Source organism: Azohydromonas aeria, assembly GCF_009760915.1.
In the GTDB taxonomy this organism is placed as follows: Bacteria; Pseudomonadota; Gammaproteobacteria; order Burkholderiales; family Burkholderiaceae_C; genus Azohydromonas; species Azohydromonas aeria.
This window is the reverse complement of record NZ_VIDQ01000001.1, coordinates 198,756-223,129: the sequence shown is the minus strand read 5'-3', so window position 1 is coordinate 223,129 and position 24,374 is coordinate 198,756. Positions and strand designations below refer to the sequence as shown.

At 74.7% G+C, this 24,374-nt stretch carries 18 protein-coding genes; 4 read left to right on the top strand and 14 right to left on the bottom strand.

Going from position 1 to position 24,374, the window contains the following annotated elements:
• Nucleotides 1-21: 21 nt before the first annotated feature.
• The 5 genes from FJ694_RS01055 to FJ694_RS01035 are packed head-to-tail and all read right to left on the bottom strand — an operon-like array spanning nucleotide 22 to nucleotide 3,785.
• Entirely contained in the window at nucleotides 22-1,329 is a 1,308-nt protein-coding gene (locus tag FJ694_RS01055) for a dihydroorotase (protein ID WP_157263559.1), read from the bottom strand.
• An 8-nt stretch (nucleotides 1,330-1,337) separates the two neighbouring features.
• The gene (locus FJ694_RS01050) at nucleotides 1,338-2,300 is read right to left on the bottom strand and encodes an aspartate carbamoyltransferase catalytic subunit (protein ID WP_157263558.1); all 963 of its coding nucleotides are present in this window, start codon (nucleotides 2,298-2,300) and stop codon (nucleotides 1,338-1,340) included.
• Nucleotides 2,300-2,812: a bifunctional pyr operon transcriptional regulator/uracil phosphoribosyltransferase PyrR gene (pyrR, locus tag FJ694_RS01045; protein WP_157263557.1), complete on the bottom strand. Its 513-nt coding sequence runs from the start codon at nucleotides 2,810-2,812 to the stop codon at nucleotides 2,300-2,302. Before pyrR ends, FJ694_RS01050 begins: the two co-directional genes overlap by 1 nt.
• Complete coding sequence (ruvX, locus tag FJ694_RS01040; RefSeq protein ID WP_157263556.1) at nucleotides 2,809-3,216, bottom strand: Holliday junction resolvase RuvX; 408 nt, start codon at nucleotides 3,214-3,216, stop codon at nucleotides 2,809-2,811. The genes pyrR and ruvX overlap by 4 nt, the downstream gene beginning before the upstream one ends.
• The gene (locus tag FJ694_RS01035) at nucleotides 3,213-3,785 is read right to left on the bottom strand and encodes a YqgE/AlgH family protein (RefSeq protein WP_157263555.1); all 573 of its coding nucleotides are present in this window, start codon (nucleotides 3,783-3,785) and stop codon (nucleotides 3,213-3,215) included. Before FJ694_RS01035 ends, ruvX begins: the two co-directional genes overlap by 4 nt.
• Between FJ694_RS01035 and FJ694_RS01030 the strand changes: the two genes are divergently transcribed.
• Nucleotides 3,784-5,355, top strand: a complete 1,572-nt coding sequence (locus FJ694_RS01030; protein WP_157263554.1) for a cryptochrome/photolyase family protein — start codon at nucleotides 3,784-3,786, stop codon at nucleotides 5,353-5,355. The two genes, FJ694_RS01035 and FJ694_RS01030, sit on opposite strands and share 2 nt — an antisense overlap.
• Nucleotides 5,356-5,522: 167 nt before the next feature.
• The gene (locus FJ694_RS01025; RefSeq protein WP_157263553.1) at nucleotides 5,523-6,251 is read left to right on the top strand and encodes a variant GlyGly-CTERM sorting domain-containing protein; all 729 of its coding nucleotides are present in this window, start codon (nucleotides 5,523-5,525) and stop codon (nucleotides 6,249-6,251) included.
• Here FJ694_RS01025 and FJ694_RS01020 read toward each other — a convergent pair.
• The 4 genes from FJ694_RS01020 to FJ694_RS01005 are packed head-to-tail and all read right to left on the bottom strand — an operon-like array spanning nucleotide 6,183 to nucleotide 8,275.
• Nucleotides 6,183-6,722: a GNAT family N-acetyltransferase gene (locus FJ694_RS01020; protein WP_157263552.1), complete on the bottom strand. Its 540-nt coding sequence runs from the start codon at nucleotides 6,720-6,722 to the stop codon at nucleotides 6,183-6,185. The genes FJ694_RS01025 and FJ694_RS01020 overlap by 69 nt on opposite strands.
• Nucleotides 6,722-7,225, bottom strand: coding sequence for a phage tail protein (locus tag FJ694_RS01015; protein WP_157263551.1), 504 nt, complete (start codon nucleotides 7,223-7,225; stop codon nucleotides 6,722-6,724). Before FJ694_RS01015 ends, FJ694_RS01020 begins: the two co-directional genes overlap by 1 nt.
• 15 nt (nucleotides 7,226-7,240) lie before the next feature.
• A complete protein-coding gene (locus FJ694_RS01010; RefSeq protein WP_157263550.1) occupies nucleotides 7,241-7,756 on the bottom strand; it encodes a phage tail protein in 516 nt (171 codons plus the stop codon).
• A 15-nt stretch (nucleotides 7,757-7,771) separates the two neighbouring features.
• Nucleotides 7,772-8,275 (bottom strand): phage tail protein, encoded by a 504-nt coding sequence (locus FJ694_RS01005; protein ID WP_232539834.1) that lies wholly within the window; start codon nucleotides 8,273-8,275, stop codon nucleotides 7,772-7,774.
• A 260-nt stretch (nucleotides 8,276-8,535) separates the two neighbouring features.
• Between FJ694_RS01005 and FJ694_RS01000 the strand changes: the two genes are divergently transcribed.
• Entirely contained in the window at nucleotides 8,536-9,978 is a 1,443-nt protein-coding gene (locus FJ694_RS01000) for an APC family permease (protein WP_232539833.1), read from the top strand.
• Nucleotides 9,975-10,586 (top strand): SAM-dependent methyltransferase, encoded by a 612-nt coding sequence (locus FJ694_RS00995; RefSeq protein ID WP_198320667.1) that lies wholly within the window; start codon nucleotides 9,975-9,977, stop codon nucleotides 10,584-10,586. Before FJ694_RS01000 ends, FJ694_RS00995 begins: the two co-directional genes overlap by 4 nt.
• 96 nt (nucleotides 10,587-10,682) lie before the next feature.
• Here FJ694_RS00995 and FJ694_RS00990 read toward each other — a convergent pair whose 3' ends face one another.
• The 5 genes from FJ694_RS00990 to FJ694_RS37735 form a co-directional block, all read right to left on the bottom strand.
• A complete protein-coding gene (locus FJ694_RS00990; protein ID WP_157263546.1) occupies nucleotides 10,683-13,787 on the bottom strand; it encodes an efflux RND transporter permease subunit in 3,105 nt (1,034 codons plus the stop codon).
• Nucleotides 13,784-14,965 (bottom strand): efflux RND transporter periplasmic adaptor subunit, encoded by a 1,182-nt coding sequence (locus FJ694_RS00985; protein ID WP_157263545.1) that lies wholly within the window; start codon nucleotides 14,963-14,965, stop codon nucleotides 13,784-13,786. The genes FJ694_RS00990 and FJ694_RS00985 overlap by 4 nt, the downstream gene beginning before the upstream one ends.
• Nucleotides 14,962-16,422, bottom strand: coding sequence for an efflux transporter outer membrane subunit (locus FJ694_RS00980; RefSeq protein WP_157263544.1), 1,461 nt, complete (start codon nucleotides 16,420-16,422; stop codon nucleotides 14,962-14,964). The genes FJ694_RS00985 and FJ694_RS00980 overlap by 4 nt, the downstream gene beginning before the upstream one ends.
• A gap of 147 nt (nucleotides 16,423-16,569) precedes the next feature.
• Complete coding sequence (locus tag FJ694_RS00975; protein ID WP_157263543.1) at nucleotides 16,570-17,616, bottom strand: GGDEF domain-containing protein; 1,047 nt, start codon at nucleotides 17,614-17,616, stop codon at nucleotides 16,570-16,572.
• 32 nt (nucleotides 17,617-17,648) lie between these two features.
• Complete coding sequence (locus FJ694_RS37735) at nucleotides 17,649-24,371, bottom strand: response regulator (RefSeq protein ID WP_157263542.1); 6,723 nt, start codon at nucleotides 24,369-24,371, stop codon at nucleotides 17,649-17,651.
• Nucleotides 24,372-24,374 lie beyond the last annotated feature (3 nt).

The window sequence follows — 24,374 nt, the reverse complement described above, 5'->3', positions numbered from 1 at the left end:
TCGGCGGCGTGCGCTGCGGCCTCAGAAGGACTCGTGCGCCACCGTGCCGGCCACCAGCGTGGCCACCACGCGCCCGGGCAGCAGGCTGCCGGTGTGCTCGAAGGCGAACGGCGTGTGCTTGCCCTGGCTGCGCAGCTGCGAGGCGTCGAGTCCCCACTGCGCCTGCGCGTCGAACAGGCAGACGTCGGCCACGCCGCCCTCCACCAGCCGCCCCGCGCTGGAGGCCAGCGAGCCCAGCGCCTCGCCCAGCACGCCCACCGGGCCGCTGGTCACGCGCGCGAGCGTGTCGGCCAGCGACAGCCCCTGCTCCTGGCCCCATTTCAGCGCCAGGCTCAGCAGCAGCTCCAGCCCCGTGGCACCGGGCTCGGCCTCGGCGAAGGGCAGGTTCTTGGCGTCCTCGTCCACCGGTGTGTGGTCCGACACCAGCGCGTCGATGGTGCCGTCGGCCAGCCCCGCGCGCAGCGCGTCGCGGTCGCGCTGCTGGCGCAGCGGCGGCGTCAGGCGCATGGCGGCATTGAAGAAGCCGATGTCCACGTCCGTCAGGTGCAGCGAGTTGATGCTCACGTCCGCCGTCACCGGCAGCCCCTGCGCCTTGGCCTGGCGCAGCAGCGCCACGCCTTCGGCGCTGGAGAGGCGGCACAGGTGCACGCGCGCGCCGGTGACCTTGACCAGCTCGAAGAGGGTGTGCAGCGCCACCGTCTCGGCCGCCACGGGCACGCCGGAGAGGCCCAGCCGCGTCGCCACCGCGCCGCTGGCGGCCACGCCCGAGCCCAGCCACGGGTCCTGCGGGCGCAGCCACACGGCATAGCCGTAGGTGCTGGCGTACTGCAGCGCGCGCACCAGCACCGCCGTGTCGCGCACGGGAGCCTCGGCCTGCGCGAAGCCGATGCAGCCGCTCTCGGTGAGCTCGGCCATCTCGGTCAGCGCCTTGCCTTCCAGGCCGCGCGTGAGCGCGCCCAGCGGGAACAGGCGGCAGCGGCTGAGCTTGCGGGCGCGGAACTTGAGCATGTCCACCAGCCCCGGCTCGTCCAGCGGCGGGTCGGTGTCCGGGGGGCAGACCAGGCTGGTGACGCCGCCGGCGGCGGCCGCGGCCAGCTCGCTCTCCAGCATGCCCTCGTGCTCGTGGCCGGGCTCGCGCAGCCGCGCGGCCAGGTCCACCAGGCCCGGCGCGACCACCAGGCCGTCGGCGTCGATGACGCGCTCGGCCTCGAAATCCGGGCTCACCGCGCCGATGGTCAGGATGCGCCCGGCGGCAATCGCCACGTCGGCCACCTCGTCGCGGCCCGAGGCCGGGTCCACGACGCGGCCGTTCTTGATCAGGATCTTCATAAACGGCTTCAGGCCTCGTTGCCGGCCAGGATGCTCATCACCGCCATGCGCACGGCGATGCCGAAGGTGACCTGCGGCAGGATCACGCTGTGGCGCCCGTCGGCCACGGCCGAGTCGATCTCCACGCCGCGGTTGATCGGGCCCGGGTGCATGACGATGGCGTCGGGGCGCGCCAGCGCCAGCTTCTCCTCGGTCAGGCCGTAGTGCTTGAAGAACTCGCCCGCGCTGGGCAGCAGCGCGCCGCCCATGCGCTCGTTCTGCAGCCGCAGCATGATGATCACGTCGGCGTCGCGGATGCCCTCGGCCATGTCGCGGCACACGCGCACGCCCATCTCGCGCAGGTTGTCCGGCACCAGCGTCTTCGGTCCCACCACGCGGATCTCGGGCACGCCCAGCGTGGTCAGCGCGTGGATGTCCGAGCGCGCCACGCGCGAGTGCACGATGTCGCCCACGATCGCCACCGTGAGGTTGGTGAAGTCCTTCTTGAAGTGCCGGATCGTGTACATGTCCAGCAGCCCCTGCGTCGGGTGCGCGTGGCGCCCGTCGCCGGCATTGACCACGTGCACGTGCGGCGCGCAGTGCTGGGCGATCAGGTAGGGCGCGCCCGATTCGCTGTGCCGCACCACGAACATGTCGGCCTGCATGGCCGAGAGGTTGGCGATGGTGTCGAGCAGGCTTTCGCCCTTGGCGGTGGAGGAGCGCGCGATGTCGAGGTTGATCACGTCGGCCGAGAGCCGCTTGGCCGCGATCTCGAACGTGGTGCGCGTGCGCGTGCTGTTCTCGAAGAACAGGTTGAACACGCTCTTGCCGCGCAGCAGCGGCACCTTCTTGATGTCGCGCTCGCCCACGGCGAGGAAGGTGGAGGCGGTGTCGAGGATCTGCGTGAGCACCGCGCGCGGCAGGCCCTCGGTGGACAGCAGGTGGATCAGCTCGCCGTGGCTGTTGAGCTGCGGATTGCGGCGCGAGAGCATCAGGCGGCGTCCTCCAGGGCGAAAGTGAAGCGGCCCGCGCCGTCGCGCGCCAGCGACAGGCGCTGCGCCGCCGGCAGCGTGAGCTTGGCTGCGGCAAAGGCCGGCTCGATGGGCAGCTCGCGGGCGCCGCGGTCCACCAGCACCGCCAGCGTCACGCTGGCCGGGCGGCCGAAGTCGAACAGCTCGTTGATCACCGCGCGCGTGGTGCGCCCGGTGTAGACCACGTCGTCGATCAGCAGGATGTGGCGCCCGTCCACGCTGAAGGGCAGCTTGGTGGCGTCGCTCGTGGCCATGCCGCGCGAGCCGAAATCGTCGCGGTGCAGCGCGCTGGAGATGACGCCGGGGGCGCCGGCCAGGCGCAGGTCGGCGTGCAGCCGCTCGGCCAGCCAGGCGCCGCCGCTCCACACGCCCACCAGCGCGGCTTGTTCGGCATCGGCCGGGCGCAGCAGCCGCGCCACGCCGCGCAGCAGCTCGCCGTACAGCGCCTCGGCGTCCAGGGAAAGGTTGCTCATGCTTGTCGGAGAAATTGCTCCAGGATCAACGCGGCCGCGGCCGCGTCCAGGTCGCGCGCACCGGCGGCCTCGGCCTCGGTGCTGGTGTAGCGCTCGTCCACCTCGTGCACCGGCAGCCGGAAGCGGCCGTGCAACTGGCGCGCGAAGCGCTGCGCGCGGCGCGTATTGTCGTGCGCAGCGCCGTCGGGGTGATAAGGCACGCCCACCACCAGCGCATCGGGACGCCATTCGCGGATGAGTTTTTCAACCGCCGCGAAGCGCTCGTCGGTCTTCTCGGTGGCGATGGTGGTCAGCGGCGTGGCGCTGCGCGTGACGGTGTTGCCGCTGGCCACGCCGGTGCGCTTGGCACCGAAGTCGAAGGCGAGGAAGCTGAGTTCGCGGCCGCCCGGAGGCGTTCCACTCATGCGTGCCCCGCCTCGCCGCTGAGCATGCGCGGGTCGATCCCGAGCAGCGCCAGCGCGCGCTCGTAGCGGCGCTCGGGCGGGGTGTCAAAAATGATGCTCGGATCGGCCGCCACGTTGAGCCAGCCGTTGCGTCCGATCTCCTGCTCCAGCTGCCCCGCGCCCCAGCCGGCGTAGCCCAGCGTCACCAGCACCTTGTGCGGGCCCGCGCCGCGCGAGAGCGCTTCGAGCACGTCCTTGCTGGTGGTCATGCCCAGGCCGCCGGGCACCGCCAGGGTGGAGCTGAAGGGGCCGCTGCCCTGCACCTCGTGCAGCACGAAGCCGCGCTCGGTCTGCACCGGGCCGCCGAAGTACACCGGCGCGTCGGCCAGGTCCGGGCGCTCCAGGCTCAGGTCGACCTTCTCGAACAGGTTCTTCAGGGAGATGTCGGTGGGCTTGTTGATCATCAAGCCCAGGGCGCCCTTGGCACTGTGCTCGCACAGGTACACCACCGCGCCCGCGAAGTTGTCGTCCGTCATGCCGGGCATGGCAATCAGGAACTGGTTGGTCAGATCGATGCCGCGCTCAGCCATGCGCCGATTCTATTCCCGGGTCACACTGACACCCGTGAACAAGGACCTTGACACCGCCCTCGTCTGGTTCCGGCGCGACCTGCGCGCCGACGACCAGGCCGCCCTCTACCACGCCCTGCGCCACGCCCGGCGCGTGTGGTGTGCCTTCGTCTTCGACACCGAGCTGCTGGCCGGGCTGCCGCGCCAGGACCGGCGCGTGGAGTTCATCCGCGACAGCCTGGTCGGCCTGGACGCGCAGCTGCGCGCGCTGGGCGCGGCGCACGGCACCGAGCACGCCGGGCTGATCGTGCGCCACGGCCGCGGCGCCGACGAGATCGTGCGATTGGCCCAACAGCTGCACGTGCAGGCCGTCTACCTCAACCACGACGACGACCCCGCGGCGCTGGAGCGCGACGCGCGCGTGCGCGGCGCGCTGGCCGAGCACGGCATCGCGCTGCACGGCAGCAAGGACCACGTCGTGTTCGAGCGCAACGAGGTGCTCAGCGGCGCGGGCACGCCCTACGCCGTGTTCACGCCCTACTTCAACGCCTGGCTCAAGAAGCTCGACGACTTCTACCTGGGCGTCTACCCCGTCGCCCGCCACGCCGCGGCGCTCGCCGCCGTGCCGGCCGAGCTGCGCCAGCCGATTCCCAGCCTGGAATCGCTGGGCTTCGAGACCACCAACCTGCATCAATTGAAGCTGCCCACCGGCCCGGCCGGCGGCCAGGCGCTGCTGGAGGAGTTCCTGGCCGAGCGCATCGACCGCTACGACGCCACGCGCGACTTCCCCGCCGTCAAGGGCCCCAGCTACCTGGGCACGCACCTGCGCTTCGGCACCGTCTCCGTGCGCCAGCTCGCGCGCGAGGCCTGGCGCCGCGCCCAGGCCGGCTCCAGCGGCGCGCGGGTGTGGCTGTCGGAGCTGGCCTGGCGCGACTTCTTCCAGCAGATCGTCTTCCACCACCCGCGCGTCGTCGAGCACGCCTACCGCGCCGAGTTCGACCGCATCAAGTGGGAAAAGGGCAAGCACGCCGACGCGCTGTTTGCCGCCTGGTGCGAGGGCCGCACCGGCTACCCGCTGGTGGACGCCGCGATGCTGCAGCTCGCCCAGAGCGGCTACCAGCACAACCGGCTGCGCATGGTCACGGCCAGCTTCCTGGTCAAGGACCTGGGCCTGGACTACCGGCGCGGCGAGCGCTGGTTCGCGCTGAAGCTCAACGACTACGAGCTGGCCTCCAACAACGGCAACTGGCAGTGGGCCGCGGGCACGGGCTGCGACCCGCAGCCCTGGTTCCGCATCTTCCACCCCGTCAACCAGAGCAGGAAGTTCGACCCGCAGGGCCGCTTCATCCGCCGCTACCTGCCGCAGCTGGCCAGGCTGCCCGACGACCTGATCCACGCCCCATGGCTCGCCAAGCCGGTGGACCTGGAAGCCGCCGGCATCGAGTTGGGCGTGGACTACCCGCTGCCCATCGTGGACCACGAGGAGGCGCGCCAGAAGACACTGGCGCGCTACGCCGTGGTCAAGGAGGCCAAGGCCGCCCAGGCCGCGGCCCGGGCGGCGAAGAAGGCGCAGGCGGCGGGCGTGGATTGACGTCACTTCGCGTTAACACTGTGACGGAATTTCTTACATTTGTGGCCTGACGGCCCGCGCCGGGCTCAGAAAACCTACCTGAATCAAGGACTTGACAGACAAGGTCCGGAACCTGCTTGGCTGCCCGGTGCGCACTGGCGCCTCGGGCCTTGTCTCACCGGATTCCGATGCGTCCGACCTCTCCGCGTTGCGCCGCGAACAAGAAACGCAAAGGGATTGGAATGAAGAATCTCAGGCTCCTGGCCGCAACGGCGCTGGCCGCCGCGCTGGCCTGCGGTGGCGCGGCGCAGGCCGCGGTGGTCACCAGCCAGTTGGGCGACATCGATGCTGCCGACGGCACACAGATGACCGGCGCCGCCCTCATAGCCGCCAATGCCAACGACCCGGCACCGTTCAACATCCAGAATGGCGGCGACACCGCATTCAACTTCAGCGCGAGCTGGACGCACACCTTCGCAGCGGTGTCCGGTATCAATGCCGGCTCGATCACGATTGGCCTGTTCGACGGCGACGCCGTGGCTTCCGGAGACCAGGTGGCGAACTTCAGCCTGGACGGCGTGGACCTCACCGCGGCGCTCAATGCGGCGTTCGAAGCCAGCGCCGGCCTGAGCGGCTACGTGTACCACTACACCGTCGCGCTCACGGCCGCCGCGCTGGCCATGCTGGCCGATGGCAGCGCCACCATTGAGCTGGCACTGACCGGCCCGGGCATGGGCACGACGGGCGTCCCCACTCTCTACAACGGCGGGATTCTCGACTTCTCGCTCCTGAGCTTCTCCTACGACACAGGCGGTGGCGGCGGTGCCGTCCCCGAGCCCGGCACCGCCTCACTGCTGCTGCTGGCCGGCCTGGGCGCCTTCGTCACCCGCCGCCGCAGCGCCCGGCGGCACGGCTGAGCGCCGCATCGCCAGGTAGAAACCGTCGCCGCCCGCCGCCTGGAAGCCCAGCCGTCCGTAGAGGCGGCACGCCGGGCTGGCGGGCTCCACGTGCAGGCTCACGGCCGCGCCTGCCGTATCCGCCTCGGCCAGCACCCGGCGCAGCAGCGCGCTGCCGATGCCGCGCCCGCGGCACTCGGGCAGCAGCGCGATGTCCACCACGCGCCACTCCCGGGCGCCGCGCCACAGGCACAGCCGCCCCACCGGGCGGCCGTCCTCCTCGATCACGTCGAAGGCCGCTGCGGCGAAGTGCGCGCGGTAGTGCCGCTCGCGCAGCCGGTGCTGCTGCTGCAGGAAGTCGGCCTTCTGCGCCGCGCTCCACGGCAGCGCGGCCAGCTCCGCGGCCCGGGTGGCGCCGTAGAGCGCCGCCAGCAGGGCGTCGTCGGCCGCGGTCTCGGGCCGCAGCGCAACCACGCCGGGCGCCACGCCCATCAGTCGCGCGAGGGGAAGAGGCCTTCGAGCGCGATGATCCAGTTCACCACCTGATAGGGCTGCATGTTGTCGTGCGGCTGCGAGCCGCCGCTGCTGCCGATGGCGTCGGCCGCCAGCGCCGTGCCGGCCGCGGCGCCGAACAGGAACTGGCCCTTGGAGTCGCGTGCCCAGACCTGGCCTGCCGGGCTCTTCTGGCTGCCCGGCGCGTCCGCGGCCACGCCCGCGTGGCCGTGGGCCGGCATCTCCTGCGCCGTCAGCGTGTGCGTGGCCTCGCCGCCGGACTGTCCCGGCGGGTGCGCGCCGCTGAAGCCCAGGGGCACGCGCCCGCGCAGGTCCGGCAGCGCGAAGCTCGTGACGCCGTCGCCGCCGTAGGTCGTGCCGATCAGCGCGAACAGCGCCTGGTACTGGTTGATCGGCAGCAGCCGGCCGTCGCACGGGGCCCAGCCCTGCGGCGCCCAGCCGAAGCCCACCATCCTGGTCTCGCCGATGAATGCCTCGCTCATGGACGTGCTCCCGGTTCAGCTGCGCGAAGGGAAGATGCCCTGCAGCGCGATGCAGAAGCTCATCGCCAGGTAGGGCTGCAGGTTGTTGTGCGGCGCGCCGCCGCCGGCCAGCGCCGCGGCGTCGGCGGCCATGGCGGTGTTGCCCGCGGGGGCGTACTCGCTGGCGCCGCCGGCATCCTGGGCCCAGTAGTGGCCGGCCGGCGCGTACTGGTTGCCGGGGCCGCCGTTGCAAAGCGCCGGGTGGGTGTGCGCGGGCATCGCCGCCGCGGTCAGCGTCACGGCTTCCGTGCCGCCCTGCTGGCCCAGCGGGCGCGGCGTTAGCCCCGGGCCGCTGCCCTGGTGCAGCGGCACGCGCCCGCGCAGGTCGGGCAGCGCGAAGTTGGTGCGGCCGTCGCCGCCATAGGTCGTGCCCAGGATGGCGAACAGCGCCTGGTTCTGGTTGATGGGCAGCAGCTGCCCCGCGCACAGCGCCCAGCCGCGCGGCGGGAAGGCGAAGCCGAAGCAGCGGATCTCGCCGATGAAGGGTTCCATGAGAGACCTCCCGGTTCAGGGCCGCATGGGATAGATGCCTTCGAGCGCGATGATGAAGTTCATCGCCAGGAAGGGCTGCATGTTGTCGTGCGGCTGGTTGCCGCCGCTGGGCGCCAGTGCCGCCGGCGCCAGCGTCTGCCCGCTGTGGGTGTTGCTGTACGGCGCCGCCTCGGCATTGGGCTCGGCCGCCCAGTAGCGGCCGGCCGGGCTGACGCTGTCGCCCAGGGCCGCCGCGCGCGCGGCGTGGGCGTGCACGGGCAGCTGCGCGCTGCTCAGCGTCACCGTCTCGCTGCCCGCCGCCTGCCCCATCGGCAGCGTGCCGGAAGCGTGCACCGGCACGCGCCCGCGCAGGTCGGGCAACCCGAAGGTGACGCGGCCATCGCCGCCGTAGGCCGTGCCCAGCAGCGAGAACAGCGCCGTGTTCTGCGCGATGGACAGCAGCTGCCCGTCGCAAGTGGCCCACCCGCGCGGTGGGAAGTTGCCGCTGAAGATGCGGATCTCTCCGATGAACGGTTCCACGTCGGTGCCTCCACGTCGAGTGAGGGGAGCAGCCCGGTGCCGTGGAACAGCTCGGAGCGGCCGCCGGGAGCCGAAGCAATGTAGCGCCCGACCCCCCATCGAGGGGATGGGTTTATCCCGGTTGCCTGCACACCCAACGGCCTCCTGGCACGACCCGGGCGGGGGCGCTGGCCGGTCGCCGCCCGCCCGCGCCGGCGGGCACGGCGCCTGCCGGACTGCCGCTCGCGCCCACGACCGCGGCGCCAGGAGTGCCGATGCCCTTGACGTCCGACACCCCCTCCCCGGCCGAGCCGCGCGCGCTGCTGCGGCTGCGCGATGCCGTGGCCCTGACCGTCGGGCTGGTCATCGGCGCGGGCATCTTCAAGGCGCCGGCGCTGGTGGCGTCGCTGGCCGGCGGCACGGGCTGGATGTTCGCCGCCTGGGTGCTGGGCGGGCTGCTGTCGCTCGTGGGCGCGCTGTGCTACGCCGAGCTTGCCACCGCCTACCCCAACGCCGGCGGCGACTACCACTTCCTGCGCCGTGCCTGGGGCCGCAACGTGGCCTTCCTGTTCGCCTGGGCGCGCATGGCCGTCATCACCACCGGCTCCATCGCGCTGCTGGGCTTCGTCTTCGGCGACTACATGCAGCAATTGCTGCCGCTGGGCCGCCACGGCGCGGCCTGGTGGGCGGCGGCGGCGGTGCTGGCGCTGACGCTCGTCAATGCGCGCGGTCTGCGCACCGGCGTGGCGGCGCAGGGCTGGCTCACCGCCATCGAGGTGGGCGCGCTGCTGCTGGTGGTCGGCGCCGGGCTGTTCCTGCTCGTCGGCGACGGCGGCGCGCCAGCCGCGGCGCCGGCCCCCGCCGACGGCGGCGCCGGCGCGCCGGCGCCCTGGAGCCTCTCCGGCTTCGGCCTGGCCATGGTGTTCGTGCTGCTGACCTACGGCGGCTGGAACGAGGCGGCCTACGTCAGCGCCGAGGTGCGCGACCGGCGCCGCGACATGGCGCGCGCGCTGGTGCTGTCCATCACGCTCATCACCGCGCTGTACCTGCTGGTGGTGTGGGCCTACTGGCACGGCCTGGGGCTGGCGGGCATGGCGGGCTCGCAGGGCATCGCCGCCGACCTGCTGCGCGTGGCCTTCGGCGACGCCGGCGGCACGCTCGTGGCCATCGCCGTCGCCGTGGCGGCGCTGACCTCCATGAACGCCACGCTGATCGTGGGCGCGCGCAGCACCTGGGCCGCCGGGCGCGACTGGCCGCTGCTGGCGCGGCTGGGCCGCTGGGACGCCGCACGCGGCACGCCGCCGGTGGCGCTGGCGCTGCAGGGCGGCGCCGCGCTGGCCCTGGTGGCCGTGGGCAGCGCCGCGGGCAGCGGCTTCAAGGCCATGGTCGAGTTCACCGCGCCGGTGTTCTGGCTGTTCTTCCTGCTCACCGGGCTGGCGCTGTTCGTGCTGCGCCGGCGCGAGCCCGGCGTCGAGCGGCCGTTCCGCGTGCCGCTGTACCCGCTGCTGCCGCTGCTGTTCTGCACCACCTGCGCCTACATGCTGTGGTCGAGCCTGTCCTACGTGTACAGCCAGCAGTTCGGCGGCTTCAACGCCGCCTGGATCGGCGTGGCCGTGCTGCTGGCCGGCGCGCTGCTGCTGCCGCTGCTGCGCGCGCCCGCGGCCGCGCCGCCCGCCTCCCCTGCCTCCCCTTCCGACCCCGCCCCTGCCAGGAGATGCCCATGACCGCTCCCGCTCCCGACCGCGCCGCCTTCGTCCTGACCCGGCGCCGCGCCGCCGCGCTGGCGCTGCTGCTGCCCTGCGGCCTCGCGCGCGCCCAGAACTCGGCCGACGACCAGCAGCCGGCCAAGCCGCTGGACGTGCCCTACGTGCCCACGCCCATGGCCGTCGTGAACAAGATGCTCGACCTGGGCCGCGTGCGCGGGGGCGACCTGCTCTACGACCTGGGCTGCGGCGACGGCCGCATCGTCGTCACCGCCGCCAAGGAACGCGGCGCGCGCGGCGTGGGCATCGACATCGACCCGCGCCGCATCGCCGAGGCGCAGGTCCGTGCCCGCGACGCCGGGGTGGAGGACCGGGTGGACTTCCGCGTCGGCGACCTGTTCGAGACCGACTTCTCCCAGGCCACCGTCGTCACGCTCTACCTGCTGCCGCGCATCAACCAGCAGCTGCGCCCGCAGCTGTGGCGCCAGCTGCGGCTGGGCACGCGCGTGGTCTCGCACGCCTTCGACATGGGCGACGACTGGCCGCCCGAGCAGGTCGAGAACCTGCGCGGCTCCACCGTCTATGCCTGGACCATCCGCCAGGCGCAGAAGAACGCGGCGCGGTCCTGAGGCCAGGCCGCCGCCGCAGGTGACGCCGGGTTCTTCGCCGGCCGGAAAACACGAAGGCCCCGGCACTGCCGGGGCCTTCGCGGTGTCAGGGGGTCTTCAGGCCGCCCCGGCCTTTTGCGGTGGATGCGCCGCCGGCGGCTGGTGCCGCAGCCGCCGCAGGCCCCGCATCGTGAACTCCACCGCGTCGTCCACGAAGGTGAACACCACCGGAATGACCAGCAGGCTCAGGAAGGTGCTGGTGATCAGCCCGCCGATCACGGCCACCGCCATCGGCGAGCGGAAGCTCGGGTCCGTGCCCCAGCCCAGCGCGATGGGCAGCATGCCCGCGCCCATGGCCAGCGTCGTCATCACGATCGGGCGCGCGCGCTTGTGGCAGGCGTCGAGCAGCGCGTCCCAGCGGTTCATGCCCTCGCGCCGCGCCAGGATGGCGTAGTCCACCAGCAGGATCGAGTTCTTGGTGGCGATGCCCATGAGCATGATCAGCCCGATCAGCGAGGGCATCGAGAACGCGCTCTTCGTCAGCAGCAGCGCCACGAAGGCCCCGCCCAGCGACAGCGGCAGCGCCGCCAGGATCGTCACCGGCTGCATGAAGTTCTTGAACAGCAGCACCAGCACCACGTAGATGCACATCACGCCGGTGAGCATGGCCAGCCCGAAGCTGCTGAAGAGCTCGTTCATGGTCTCCACGTCGCCCAGCGCGGTCTGCGTCACGCCGGGGGGCAGCCGCTGCAGCGTGGGCAGCCGCTGCACCGCCGCCGACACCTCGCCCAGCGGCTGGCCGCCGAGCTCGATCTCGAAGTTGATGTTGCGGCGCCGGTCGTAGCGGCTGATCAGCGCCGGGCCGCTTTCCAGGCTCAGCGTGGCGACGTTGGCCAGCTGCACCGGCCGCCCCGAGCGCCCGGGCACCGACAGCTGCGACAGCAGCGCCAGGTCCTGGCGCGCGGCCTCGGGCAGCCGCACCACGATCGGCACCTGGCGCTGCGACAGGTTGAGCTTGGGCAGCGCCGCGTCGTAGTCGCCGGTGGTGGCGATGCGCAGCGTGTCGGCGATCACGGCCGAGCTCACGCCGGCCTCGGCCGCGCGCGCGAAGTCCGGGCGCACCACCAGCTCCGGGCGCACCAGGCTGGCCGTGGAGCGCACGTTGCCCACGCCGGGCAGCGTGCGCAGCTCGCGCTCCAGCGACTGCGCCGCCTCCGACAGCGCCTGGCCGTCCTCGCCCGAGAGCGCGAGCATGTACTTCTCGCCCGAGTTGCCCAGGCCCACGGCCACGCGCACGCCGGGCAGCGCCTGCATCGCCTCGCGCAGCTGCGCCTCGATGGCCTGCTTGCGCAGCCCCGGGCGCTCCTCGCGCGGCGTGAGGTTGAGCGTGAGCGAGGCCTTGTTGACCTCGGCCATGCCCGCGGGCAGGAACGGGTCGGAGCCCGTGGCGCCGCCGCCAATGGCGGTGTAGATGCGCTTGACGTGCGGGTTGGGCTCCAGGATGGCGCGCGCCTGCTCGGCCGCGGCGCGCGTCTCCTCGAAGGTGCTGCCCGGGGGCAGCTCGATGCGCACCTGCGACTGCCCGAAGTCGTCGGCCGGGATGAAGCCCGTGGGCAGCAGCGGGATCAGCGCCAGCGAGCCGGCGAAGAACAGCGCCGCGCCGCCGGCGGTCAGCCAGCGGTGCTTCAGGCACCACGCGGCCATGCGCATGTAGCCGCGCATCAGCCGCCCGTCGGGCTGGGCATGCACCACCGGGCGCAGCAGGTACGCCGCCATCATCGGCGTGAGCATGCGCGCCACCACCAGCGAGGCGAACACCGCCAGCGACGCCGTCCAGCCGAACTGCTTGAAGAACTTGCCCGCGATGCCGCTCATGAACGCCGTGGGCAGGAACACGGCGATGAGCGTGAAGGTCGTCGCCACCACGGCCAGCCCGATCTCGTCGGCCGCCTCCATCGCCGCCTGGTACGGCGACTTGCCCATGCGCAGGTGGCGCACGATGTTCTCGATCTCGACGATGGCGTCGTCCACCAGGATGCCCACCACCAGCGACAGCGACAGCAGCGTCACCACGTTGATGGAGAAGCCCAGCCACCACATGCCCAGGAAGGCGGGAATGACCGACAGCGGCAGCGCCGTGGCCGCCACGAACGTGGCGCGCCAGTCGCGCAGGAAGAACCACACCACCACCACCGCCAGGAAGGCACCCTCGTAGAGCAGGTGCATCGAGCCTTCGTAGTTGTCCACCACCGGGTCCACGAAGTTGAAGGCCTGGTCGATCTTGAGGTCCGGGTGGTCGGCGCGCAGCTGCGCCAGCGCCTGGCTCACGCCACGGTCGACCTCGACCTCGCTGGCGCCGCGCGCGCGCGTGATCTCGAAGCCCACCACCGGGCGCCCGTCGAGCAGCGCCTGGGTGCGCACCTCGGCCACGGTGTCGATGACGCTGGCGACCTGGTCAAGCCGGATGCGCCGCCCGTCGGCCAGCGTGAGCTGCAGCGCGCCGAGTTCCTGGGCCGAGCGCACCGTGGCCAGCGTGCGCACGGCCTGCTCGCCGCCGCCCAGGTCCACGCGGCCGCCCGAGGACTCCTGCTGCACGCGCCGCAGCTCGCGCGACACCTCCGCGGCCGTGGCCGACAGCGACAGCAGCCGCTGCGGGTCGAGCTCCACGCGCAGCTCGCGCGTGACGCCGCCCACGCGCGTCACCGAGCCCACGCCGGGCACGCCCAGCAGCCGCTTGGCCACCGTGTTGTCCACGAACCAGGACAGCCCCTCGTCGTCCATGCGCTCGCTGGCGATGGTGTAGGTCAGGATGGGCACGCCCGCGAGGTTCATCTTGGCGATGCTCGGATCGCGCAAGTCCGCCGGCAGCTGCGAGCGCACGCGGTTGACGGCGTCGCGCACGTCGTCCACCGCCTCCTGCGTGGGCTTTTCCAGGCGGAACTCCACCATCACCGTGGCGGTGCCGTCCTGCAGCGTGGTGTAGGTGTGCTTGACGCCCTGCACCGTGGAGACCGAGTCCTCGATCTTGCGCGCCACCTCGGTTTCCATCTGCCCCGGCGAGGCGCCCGGCAGCGAGGCGGTGACGATGACCATGGGCAGGTCGACGTCGGGGAAGTTCTGGATCTTCATGGCGCGAAAGCCCATCACCCCTGCCACCGTGAGCAGGAAGAAGAGCATCAGCGCCGGGATCGGGTTGCGGATCGACCAGGCCGAGACGTTCATCGCGCCGCCTTCGCGTCAACGCCCTGCGCCTCGCGCCCGGCCGCGGCCTGGCGCGACGCCGCCGCGGCAGCCGCCGGCGGCGCGTCCACCACCTGCACCGTGTCGCCGTCGGCCAGGAAGGCCGCGCCGCGGTCCACCACGCGCGCGTCGGGCTTGAGGCCGCGCACCTCGACGCGCTCGCCCTGGCGCTGCCCGGCCTCCACCTTGAGCTGCGTCACCTTCGAGTCCGGGCCCACCACCATGACGGTGCTGAAGCCCTCGCGCAGCAGCACCGCCGCGGCCGGCAGCGTCAGCACCGCGCGGCGCGAGAGCGCGAGCTCGCCGCTCGCGAACATGCCCGCGCGCACGTCCGAGCCCGGCGCCGGCCGCAGGTCCACGTAGACCAGCGCGTTGCGCGTCTGCGCGTCGATGGTGGGCGCGACCTGGCGCACCTGGCCCGGCACGCGCGTGCCCGCCGGCGTCACCAGCGTCACGGCCTGCCCGGGGCGCACCTTGGGCAGCTCGGTGGCCGGCACCTCGGCGCGCCACTCCAGCCGGCCCTGGCGGATGAGGCGGAACAGCTCCAGCCCCGGCTGCGCCACGCTGCCCACGGCCGCGCTGCGCGCGCTCACCACGCCGTCGTCGGGCGCGAGCACCTGCGTCTTGCGCAGGCGCAGCTGCTGCGCGTCGAGCTGCGCGCGCGCGGCCTGCACCCGCGCCGCGGCGGTCTGCTCGCCCGTGAGGTACTGCGAGATCTGCTGTGCGCTCAGCGCGCCGCTTTGCTGCAGCGCGCGCGCGCGCTCGGCGTTGGCGCGCGCCTCGGCCAGCGCCGCCTGCGCCTCGGCCAGCGCGGCCTGCGCCTGCGCCACGTCGGCGCGCACGGTGTCGTCCACCAGCCGCGCCAGCGGCTGGCCGCGCTTGACCGTGTCGCCCACGTTGACCAGCACCTGCGACAGCGCCACGCCGCCGAGTTCGGCGCCGACGATGGTCTCCTGCCACGCGGCGACGTTGCCGTTGGCCGCCAGCGTCTGCGTCCACTGCGCGGGTTGCGGCTGCACCGTGGTGACGGTCAGCGCCGCGCGTGCCGGCGCCGGGGCCTTGTTCGCAGGCTGGCTGCGCACGCTCAGCGCCGTGATGCCCAGGCCGGCGGCCGCCAGCGCGACGGCCAGCACGGAAAGGTTTCGGGAAGTCGGCTTCATCGCGTGGAAAGGTTGGATTCGTTGGCGGCGGCGCCGCCCGTGGCAGCGGTGGCAGCGGCGGCGTCGGCGACGGCCAGCGCGCCGTCCCAGCCGCCGCCGCTGGCCTTGTAGAGCTGGACCCAGGCCGCCACGCGCTCGCGCCGCACGGCCAGCAGCGTGGTCTCGGCCGCGATGCGCTGGCGCCGCGCGTCCTGCAGCTCGATCAGGCTGGCGCCGCCGAGCTCCCAGCGCGTCTGCGTCGCCAGCACGAAGCGTTGCCAGTTCTCGGCCGCGCTGCGGGCGTCATCTTCGCGCCGCGTGGCCGCATCCAGCCGCACCAGGGCTTCTTCGACCTCGCGCACCGCGCCGCGCGCGCGCTGCTGCCAGGCCGCCAGCGCCTCGTCGAGACGCGCGCGCGCGGCATCGACCTCGGCGGCACGCCGCCCCGCGTCGAACAGCGGCAGCGACAACGACGGCCCGATGCTCCAGTTGGCGCCGTGGTCCTGCACCCCGCCCAGGCGCACGACGCCGTAGTTGATGAAGCCCGACAGCAGCAGCCGCGGCCAGCGCTGGGCACGCGCGGCGTCCACGTTGGCGGCGGCCGCGCGCAGCTGGCGCTCGGCCGCGGCCAGGTCCGGCCGCTGCGCCAGCACCTGCGCCGGCAGCGCATCCACCGTGAAGGCCGCGGGCTGCGGCAGCTGCGCCGCGCGCGGTGCCAGCCGCGCGCGCAGCGCCGGCTCCTCCAGCCCGGTGAGCGCCACCAGCGCCTTGACCAGCACCGCGCACTCGGCCTGCTGTGCCTGGGCGCGGGCGCGGTTGTCGGAGAGCGTGGCCTGCGCCAGCGCGCCGTTGGCCGGCGACTCGAAGCCCACCTCCACCTTGCGCCGCGTCAGGTCGGCGATCTGCGCGGCCGACTCCACGTTCTGCGCATCCAGCACCACCTGCGCCTCGCAGGCACGCAGGCTCGCGTAGTTCAGCGCCACCTCGGCGGCCAGGCTCACGCGCGCGTCGTGCCACTGCGCCGCCGCGCCCTCGGCCTGCGCCTGCGCCGCGGCCACGCCGGCGCGGCGCCCGCCGAAGAGGTCGATCTCCCAGTTCGCGTCCACGCGGCCCTGCAGCACCGTGTAGGTCAGCGACGGCGGCGGGAAGTTGTTGCTGGCGCGCGTGAGGCCGGCGCTGCCGTCGAGCGCGGGCTGCAGCGCCGCGCCGGCCACCGCCAGCTGCGCGCGCGCCTGGTCGATGCGGGAGAGCGCCTGCGCCAGCGTCGGGCTGTCCGATTGCGCCTGCGCCACCAGCGCGGGCAGCAGCGGGTCGTCGAAGCGCGACCACCACTGCGCCAGCGCCTGCGGCTCGCCCGCGTGCGGCAGCGGCGCGGCCCAGGCCGGCGGCGCCGGCGGCGCCGGCGGGGGCGGCGACAGGTTGGCGCAGCCGGCCAGCAGCAGCGCCGCGCACGGCGGAAGGATCGATCGCAGCTTCATTGCAACCCGTTGCAGGCCCGGGATTCGGGCGCGGCAGTGTACGCAACGGGGCTGACAGGCCGCTGCAGGGCACACCACACACGGCGCGCCTGGACAAGAGGATGAACCACGACCGCCCCGAGACCGCGGGATGGCGCGGCGCCGCGCTCAGAACAGGTCCACGTCGCCGGGCTGCACCGGCGTCTCGGTGACGCCCGCGGCGGCCAGCGCGGCCGGGCCGGCGACGCGGTTGCGGCCCTGCGCCTTGGCGTGGTAGACGGCGCGGTCGGCCCGGTCGAAGGCGGCGGTGGGCAGGTCGGCCGCGCGCACGTCGCTGAAGCCGATGCTCACCGTGACCCGGCCCACGCGCGGGAACTCAAAGCGCTCCACCGCCGCGCGCAGCCGCTCCAGCACCCCGAGCACGTCCGCCTCCTGCGCCGCGGCCAGCAGCACCACGAACTCCTCGCCGCCGAAGCGGAAGATGCGGTCGTCGAAGCGCAGCACCGTGCGCATCAGCCGCGCCAGCAGCAGCAGCACCTCGTCGCCGATGAGGTGCCCGAAGCGGTCGTTGATGCTCTTGAAATGGTCCACGTCGAGTACCGCCAGCCAGTGCCGGCGCGCGGCGCGCCCGCGCGCGTCGGCCTCCGCCCCGGCGCCGGTGCCGGCGCTGGCCAGCGGCTGCCCTTGCGGGCCCACCAGCGCGCGCATGAAGCAGTCGTCGAAGGTCTTGCGGTTGAGCAGCCCGGTGAGCGCGTCGCGTTGCCCGTAATCCAGCAGTGACAGGAAATTGGCGTAGAGGCTGACGATGGCGCCCACGGTGTTGCGCGCGGGCGCGTCCAGCGGCTGCGCGGCATGCAGCTCCAGCACGCCCGACGCCTGCGCGCCGGCCGACAGCGGGAACAGCAGCCGCGCCGGCGCGCCCGGCCCGCCCGTCTCCAGCACCGGCTGGGCGCCGCGCGCGCAGGCCAGCCATTCAGGGCGGCTGTCCAGCGCCGGCAGCTGCTCGAAGTCCGGGCGCCGCGCGCCCTGCGTGGCCGCGCCCGGCCCCCACTCGCGCGTGAGCCAGCGCACTTCGGGCGGCTCGCCCACGCAGCGGTGCAGCGCCAGGAACTGCGGCTTGAGCAGCGCCGCCAGCGTCTGCATCAGCAGCGCGTCGGCCTGGTCGCGGTCGCGAAAGCGCGTGAGTTCCACCAGGTGATCGACCAGCGACGACATCGGCTGCGCTTTCTCGGGACGCTTCGGACGGCTCAGGGCTCGGTGGAGGCGGGGGACGGCGCCTGCAGCCGGCCACTGTAGCGCGCCACCAGGGCCAGCACCTCGTCCTGCGCGTAGGGCTTGCCGAGGTAGTGCTCGACGCCCAGCGCCGCGGCCAGCTCGCGGTGCCGCGCGGCCAGGCGCGAGGTGATCACGATCACCGGGATGGCGCTCCAGCGCGCGTCGGCGCGCAGCCGGCGCAGCAGGTCGAAGCCGTCCAGGCGCGGCATCTCCAGGTCGGTCAGCACCAGCGCCGGCTGCTCCTGCGCCAGCAGCTCCAGCGCCTGCTGCCCGTCCTTGGCCACCGCCACGCGGTAGCCCTCGCGCTCGAGCAGCCGCTGCGTGACGCGGCGCACGGTCAGCGAGTCGTCCACCACCAGCACCAGCGGCGCCGGCGGCGCGGCCGCGGCGCCCGCCACGCCCGCCGCACCGATCCCTTCAGCCTGGGCCGGGTCCAGGTCCGTTCCCAGGCCCGCCACCTGCGCCGCCTGCAGCGCCGCGGTGTGGCGCAGCGCCAGCGCCGCGGGGTTGTAGATCGGCAGCGGCGTGCCCGACGGCAGCAGGCTCATGCCGGCCAGGCCCGGCAGCGCCGACAACTGCGGCCCCAGCGGCTTGAGCACCGCCTCCTGCCGGCCCAGCACCTGCTGCACCTGCAGCGCCAAGCGCTGCTGCGCGCCGCGCAGCAGCAGCACCTCGGCCTCGGCCGCCGCTTCGCCGGGCTGCGGCGGCAGCGGCTGGCGCAGCAGCGCCTCCAGCCGGAAGAAGGCCGGCGCCTCGATGCCGGCGCCGAAGCGCCCGCGCGCCGCCGCCCGCGCGGCCTCGGCGGCCGGCACGCGCAGCTCCTCCTCCACCAGCGCCACGGGCACGGCCACGGTGGCCGCGCCGCAGCGCAGCAGCAGCACCTGCATCACGGCGGTGGTCAGCGGCAGCTGCAGCGTGAAGCGGCTGCCCTGTCCCGGCGTGGTCTCCAGGGCGATGTGCCCGCCCAGCGCCTCGACCTCGGCGCGCACCACGTCCAGCCCCACGCCGCGCCCGGCCAGCGGGCTCAGCTGCTCGGCGGTGGAGAAGCCCGGCGCGAACACCAGGCGCTGCAGCACCGCGGCATCGGGCTGCGCCTCCAGCGGCAGCAGCCCGCGCTCGATGGCGCGGCGGTGGATGCGCGGCAGGTCCAGCCCGCGGCCGTCGTCGCTGCAGCTCACCGACACCTGCGACCCCTCCTGCGACAGGCTCAGCAGCACGCGCCCCTCGGCCGGCTTGCCGGCCATGAAGCGCTCGGCCGGCGGCTCGATGCCGTGCGCCACGGCGTTGCGCAGCAGGTGCTCGAAGGCCGGCGCCATGCGCTCCAGCACGCCGCGGTCGATCTCCACCGCGCCGCCCTCGATCTCCAGCCGCACCTGGCGCTGCGCCTCCTGCGCCGCCTGGCGCAGCACGCGCTGCAGCCGCTCGGCCAGGCTGTCGAAGGCCACCAGCCGCGCGCGCAGCAGCTCGTCCTGCAGCTCCGCGGCCAGGCGCCCCAGGGCCACGAGCTCGTCGTCGCCGTCGCGCAGGCCCTGGCGCAGGCCGTGCTGCACGGTGGCCACGTCGTCGAGCGACTCGGCCATCATCCGCGTGAGCTCCTGCAGCCGGGTGGTGCGGTCCATCTCCAGCGGGTCGAAGGCCTGCGCCGACTGGCGCGCCGCCTCCAGGCGCGAGTCGAGCTGCGTCTCCGCCTGCAGCTCCACCTCGCGCAGCTGCGCGCGCAGGCGCTGCAGGTTGTCGTCGAGATCGGCCAGCGAGCCGCCGAGCTGCTGCAGCTGCGCCGTCAACCGCGCCCGCGCGATGCCCACCTCGCCGGCCTGCGCCACCAGCCGGTCCAGCGCCGGGGCGCGCACGCGCACCGTGGCCGCGGGCGAGGCGGCGGCCGCCGCCGCCGGCAGCGGCGGCGCCTCGCTGGCGAAGCGCGACCAGTCGATGGCCGGCATCTCCGCCTCGGCCACCGCCAGCGGCTGCGGCAGCGCCGGCGGCGCGGTCGGCGCCGGCTCGGCGGCGGCGTCCACCGGGAGCGTGTCCGCCTCGCCCGCCGCGGCGCTCTGCACTGCCGGCGCGGCGGTGTCAGGGGGGGTGTCAGGAGCGGCCGCGGCCGGGCGCAGCTGCTCGAAGGCGGCGCTGAGCCGGTCGGCGCGCTCCAGCAGCATGTCGATGTCGGGCCGCCGCGGCAGCCCGGAGCGCATCAGCAGGTCCTCGATGTCGCTCTCCAGCCGGTGCGCCGCCTCGCCCAGCCGCATCGCGCCGGACAGCCGCGCGCCGCCCTTGAGCGTGTGCAGCGCGCGCATGGCCGCGCCCGCGTGCTCGTCGCCGCTGGGCTCCTCGGACCAGCCGCGCAGCGCCTGTGCCAGCCGCGGCAGCAGCTCCTGCGCCTCGTCCTCGAACACCGGGAACAGCGCTGCGTCCAGCGTGCGCGGATCGTCCGCCTCGTCCGCCTCGTCCGCCGGGTACTCGCCGGCCGCCGGCACGGCGGTTTCGGGTACCGGCAGCGCCGGGGTTTCGCCTGCATCGGCCAGGTCAACGGCATCAGCCGGCGCGGAGACCGGCGCGTCGCCCGCCTCGTCCAGCGGCGTCGGCGCGGGCTCGGCGCCGTCGTCCTCCGGCCAGGTCCAGGCCAGCGCGGCGGCCTCGTCCGCTTCCGGGCTCACCGCCTCCGCGGCCGGCGGAGCGGCCGGCTCGGCGGCCTCGTCTTCCGGCCAGGTCCAGGCCGTGGCCTCGGCGGCCTCCCGGTCCGGGTCCGGCTCCATGCCGGCAGGCGCCACCGACGGGGCCGGACCGGCCTCGTCCGCCAGCGGCGAGCCGAAGTCGAGGCTTTCGTCCCCGGGCGCCCCGAGGTTCCCGGAGCCATCGGCCGGCGCCGCTTCCGTTTCCAGCGCCACCGGCGGCCCGAACGGGTTGTGCGCCGGCGCGGCGTGCGGCGAGCGCAGGCGCTGCAGGAACTCCGGCTCCACCGGCGCCGGCAGCGTGCCCGCGGCAAACTGCGCCAGCATCGCGCGCAGGCGCAGCACGCCCTCGCCCAGTACCGCGGCGACGGCCGGCGTGCCGTAGCCAGCACGGCGGCACGGCGCCATCGCGTCTTCCAGCACCCGCGCCAGCTGCGCCAGCGCCGCGTCGCCCACGGTGTCGGCCATGCCCTGCAGGGCATGCGTCACCACGACCAGCTCGCGCTCCAGCGGCTGCGGCGGCTGCCACTGCGCCAGCTTGTCGTGCAGCCGCGCCGACAGCGCCTCGGCCTCTTCGAGGTAGATGTCGAACATCGACTCCGGCACCCGCAGCGGGCCCACCACCCGGTCCTCGCCGTCCAGCGGCGCCAGCAGTCCGGGCATCGCGATCGGCGGGAGCGCCGCGGCCGGCTCGGCTGCCGGGACGGGCTCCGGGACAGGCTCCGACAAGGCGGCAGCCTTCCATGGCCCTTCGGGCGTCGCCGCCTCGGCCGGCGCGGTGCCGAAGCCCGGCAGCGCCGGCGCCTCCTCCAGCGCGGGTACGCCGTGGGCGGTGTCGAAGTCCAGGCCCATGTCCAGATCGAAATCCAGGCCGTCCTCAACCGGCGCCGGCGCCTCGGCCACGGGCCCGGAGGCTGCGGCGGGCGCGGCGGCCGGCGCCTCGGCTTCGGCCTCGGCCGCGGGCAAGTCAAAGCTCAGGTCGAAAGCTTCATCGGCGAAATCCCCGTCCGGCGCCGGCGGCAGGTCGAAGGACAGCTCGATGGCCTGCGCCGCGTCGGGCTCCGGCTCCGGCGCCGCGGGCGCTTCGGCTTCCGGGAGGCCCATGGCCGTTTCCCCCCCGGACACCAGCCCGCCGTCCGGCGCGGCGTCGGCGCCATCCGCCTCGAACCGCCCGGATTCGCCCGTGAAACCGCCGTCCGGCGGCGCGAAGGCCGCCGCAGGCTCCGACTCCGGCGCCAGCTCGTCCACCTCGATCGCGCCGTCGGGTGCCGCCGGCGCCACGCCGGCGGGCCAGGGTTCCAAGGGATCTGCAGCGGCCTCGGCCTCGGCCGCCGGCTCCTCGGCCCAGCCGTCCGGCAGCACGGAGGCGTCAGCCGCCCCGGCCGCGGCGTGGCTGTCGGCGGGGATGTCCTCCCCGGAAAGCGGCTCCGGCGTGAAGCCGCCGTGCGCCGCCAGCGCCGTGTCGATCGGGCCGTCATCCACCGGACCGGCCGCCGAGGCGGTGTCGCCGTCGGGTTCCCCGGCCGGCGACACCGCCTCGGCTTCGGGCAGGACGCCATCCGGGACGGGGTCAGCGCCGGTGGCCTTGCCCTCGTCCCGGTCCAGGAATCCGGCCGGGTCGAGGGCTGGGGCCGGGGCCGCCGGCGTGTCGGGCGGCGCGCCCGCCCCGGCGTCCGCCGCGGAGACGGACTCGGACTCAGGCCCGGTCTCGGGCCCGGACTCGGGCAGGGGCGCGGCAGCAGCCGCCACGGGCAAGGCGTCAGCGCCCCGTTGCGCCTCGGCGCCCGCCGGCGGCTCCAGCCGGTGCAGCGCGCCGCCCGATCCGCCCAGCCGCGCCGCGGCCACGACGCGCGACGGCACCGCCGCGGCACCGGCCAGGCCGGGAAAGCTGAAACCGGGGCTCGGCGCCATGGGCGCGCCCTGCGCATCCAGGTGCTTGAGCAGCGAGGCCAGCTCGACGCGCCCGTCCTCCACGGCCGGCTGGTGCAGCGTCACCGGCTGCGCGACGTCCACCAGCTCCGGCAGGTCGGGCATTCCGGAAGGCGCAGCCCAGGCCGGCGCCGTGCCGGGCGGCAGGGCCGGCTCGGTCAGGTGCGGCAGCTCGGGCTGCTCCTGCAGCAACAGCGGCTCGGCCGGCGCTGCCGTTTCAGTCGCGGACGTGTCCGCGGCGGCGGCCGGTGCGGGAGCCGGTGCGGGAGCCGGCGTGGTGAAAGCTGCGTCGTCCGGTGTGCCGGGCACGGCCTCGGGTGCCGGCGGCGTCGCCTCCTCGGCCAGGCCCAGCGCCAAGCGGTCGCAGGCCACGTCCAGCGTGGCCAGGTGCTGCGCCAGCGCGGCGACCTGCGCCGCGTCCATTTCGTCGGCCCGGGCCGGCAGCCCCGCGCGCAGGCTGCCCACCGACGCCGCCAGGGCCGGCCGCGACAGCACCGACAGCACGCCCTGCAACCGCTGCAGCCGCTGGCCCAGCGCGTGCAGCGTGGCGTCGTCGGGCGCCTGCGCCAGCGCGTCGAGCTGCAGCCCGGCCTCGTTGATGGTGCTGCGCAGCGCCTGGCCCAGCGCCTGCATCGCCTGCCGCTCGGCGCCGCGCTGCGCCAGCGCCGACAGCCAGGGCTCCACCGGCGCGGCCTCGTCCGGCGCGCGCTGGCCGTCCAGCGCCTGCCCGATGCGCCGCGCCAGCCGCTGCAGCTGCGCGCCCGGCGCCTCGATCTCGTGCTCCTGCAGCAGCAGCTGCAGCGCCAGCAGCGCCTGCGCCACCTCCAGCGCCGGCTCGGCCGCGGGCGCGGACAGCGCGGCGGCGCGCTGCAGCGCCTGCGCCAGGGCCTCGACCGCCGGCGCCTCCTGCGGCAGCAGCAGGCGCAGCGTCTGCGCCAGCTGCGTGACAAGTTCCTCCAGCCCCGGGCGCGGCGTGCCGGACGCGGTCGCCTCCCAGAGCGCCTGCGCCGTGGCGAGCTGGCGCTGCGCCTGCGCCAGCAGCGCCGGGTTGGGCACCGGCGGCAGCGCGTGCTCGATGTCCACCGCCGGATGCCGCTGCAGGCCCCAGGCGCCGCGCGCGGCCGCCAGCCGCGGCGTGGCGCCGGACTGCGCCGCCTCGCCGGCCTGGGCGCAATAGAACAGCAGGTCGTGCGCCAGGCGCTGCGCCGCGGCGTCGGCCGTGCCCTGCGGGCCGCGGCGCACCTGCGCCAGCAGCCGCGGCGCGATGCGCTTCAGGTGCACGTCGGCCACCAGCAGGGCGCGCGACTGGCCCTCGACCACGGCCGCGGCCAGCGCCCACAGCGTGGCCATGCGGCCGTCGGCGGCACCGCGCGCCAGCGCGGCGAACAGGTTGCCCAGCTTGTGGGCGGCGGGGCTGCGCGCGTCGCGCATCAGCGCCAGCGTGAGCTGCTCGGCCGCGCCGCGCACGGCGGCGTCGGGCTGCAGCGGCGGCAGCCGCTCGTCGCCCGGCAGCGCCAGCCAGCGCCAGGGCACGGGCCACAGGTCGGCCGGGTGGATGCGCTCGGCGCCGCTGAGCGTGCGCAGCGTGTTCCAGGCCGGGAACAGCACCAGCGGCGACAGCGGCTGCCCGGCGCGCCAGCGCCGCAGGTAGCCCAGCAGCGCCGCGCTGGCCTGCTCCGCGCCCTCGGCCACCGCCGCCCCGGGCAGGCCCGGCTGCGCCGCGGCCAGCTGCAGCAGCTCGGCCAGGGCCTGCGGCAGCATGGCCGACTGCGTGAAGCCGGCCATGCGCAGCGCGCCCGCGCACTGCTGCAGCTGCCGCACCGACAGCTGCAGCACGCCGGCGCAGTCGCCCTCGGCCGGCGTGCCGGCGCGGCGCAGCCGGTGCAGCGCCCGCGGCACGGCTTCCAGCACGCGCGCCACTTCCTCGTGCACCCGCGCCAGCGCGTCGGCATCGCCGGGCTCGAGCTCGACCGGCAACGGCGCCGGCGGCGCGGCGCCGGCCTCGTCGGGAGCCGCCGCGTGGACATCCGAAGCGGCCGGGGCGGCGGGCACGGTGGCGGGCCCGGAGGGCGGAATCAGGGTGGAGGCTTGAGGGTCCATCGG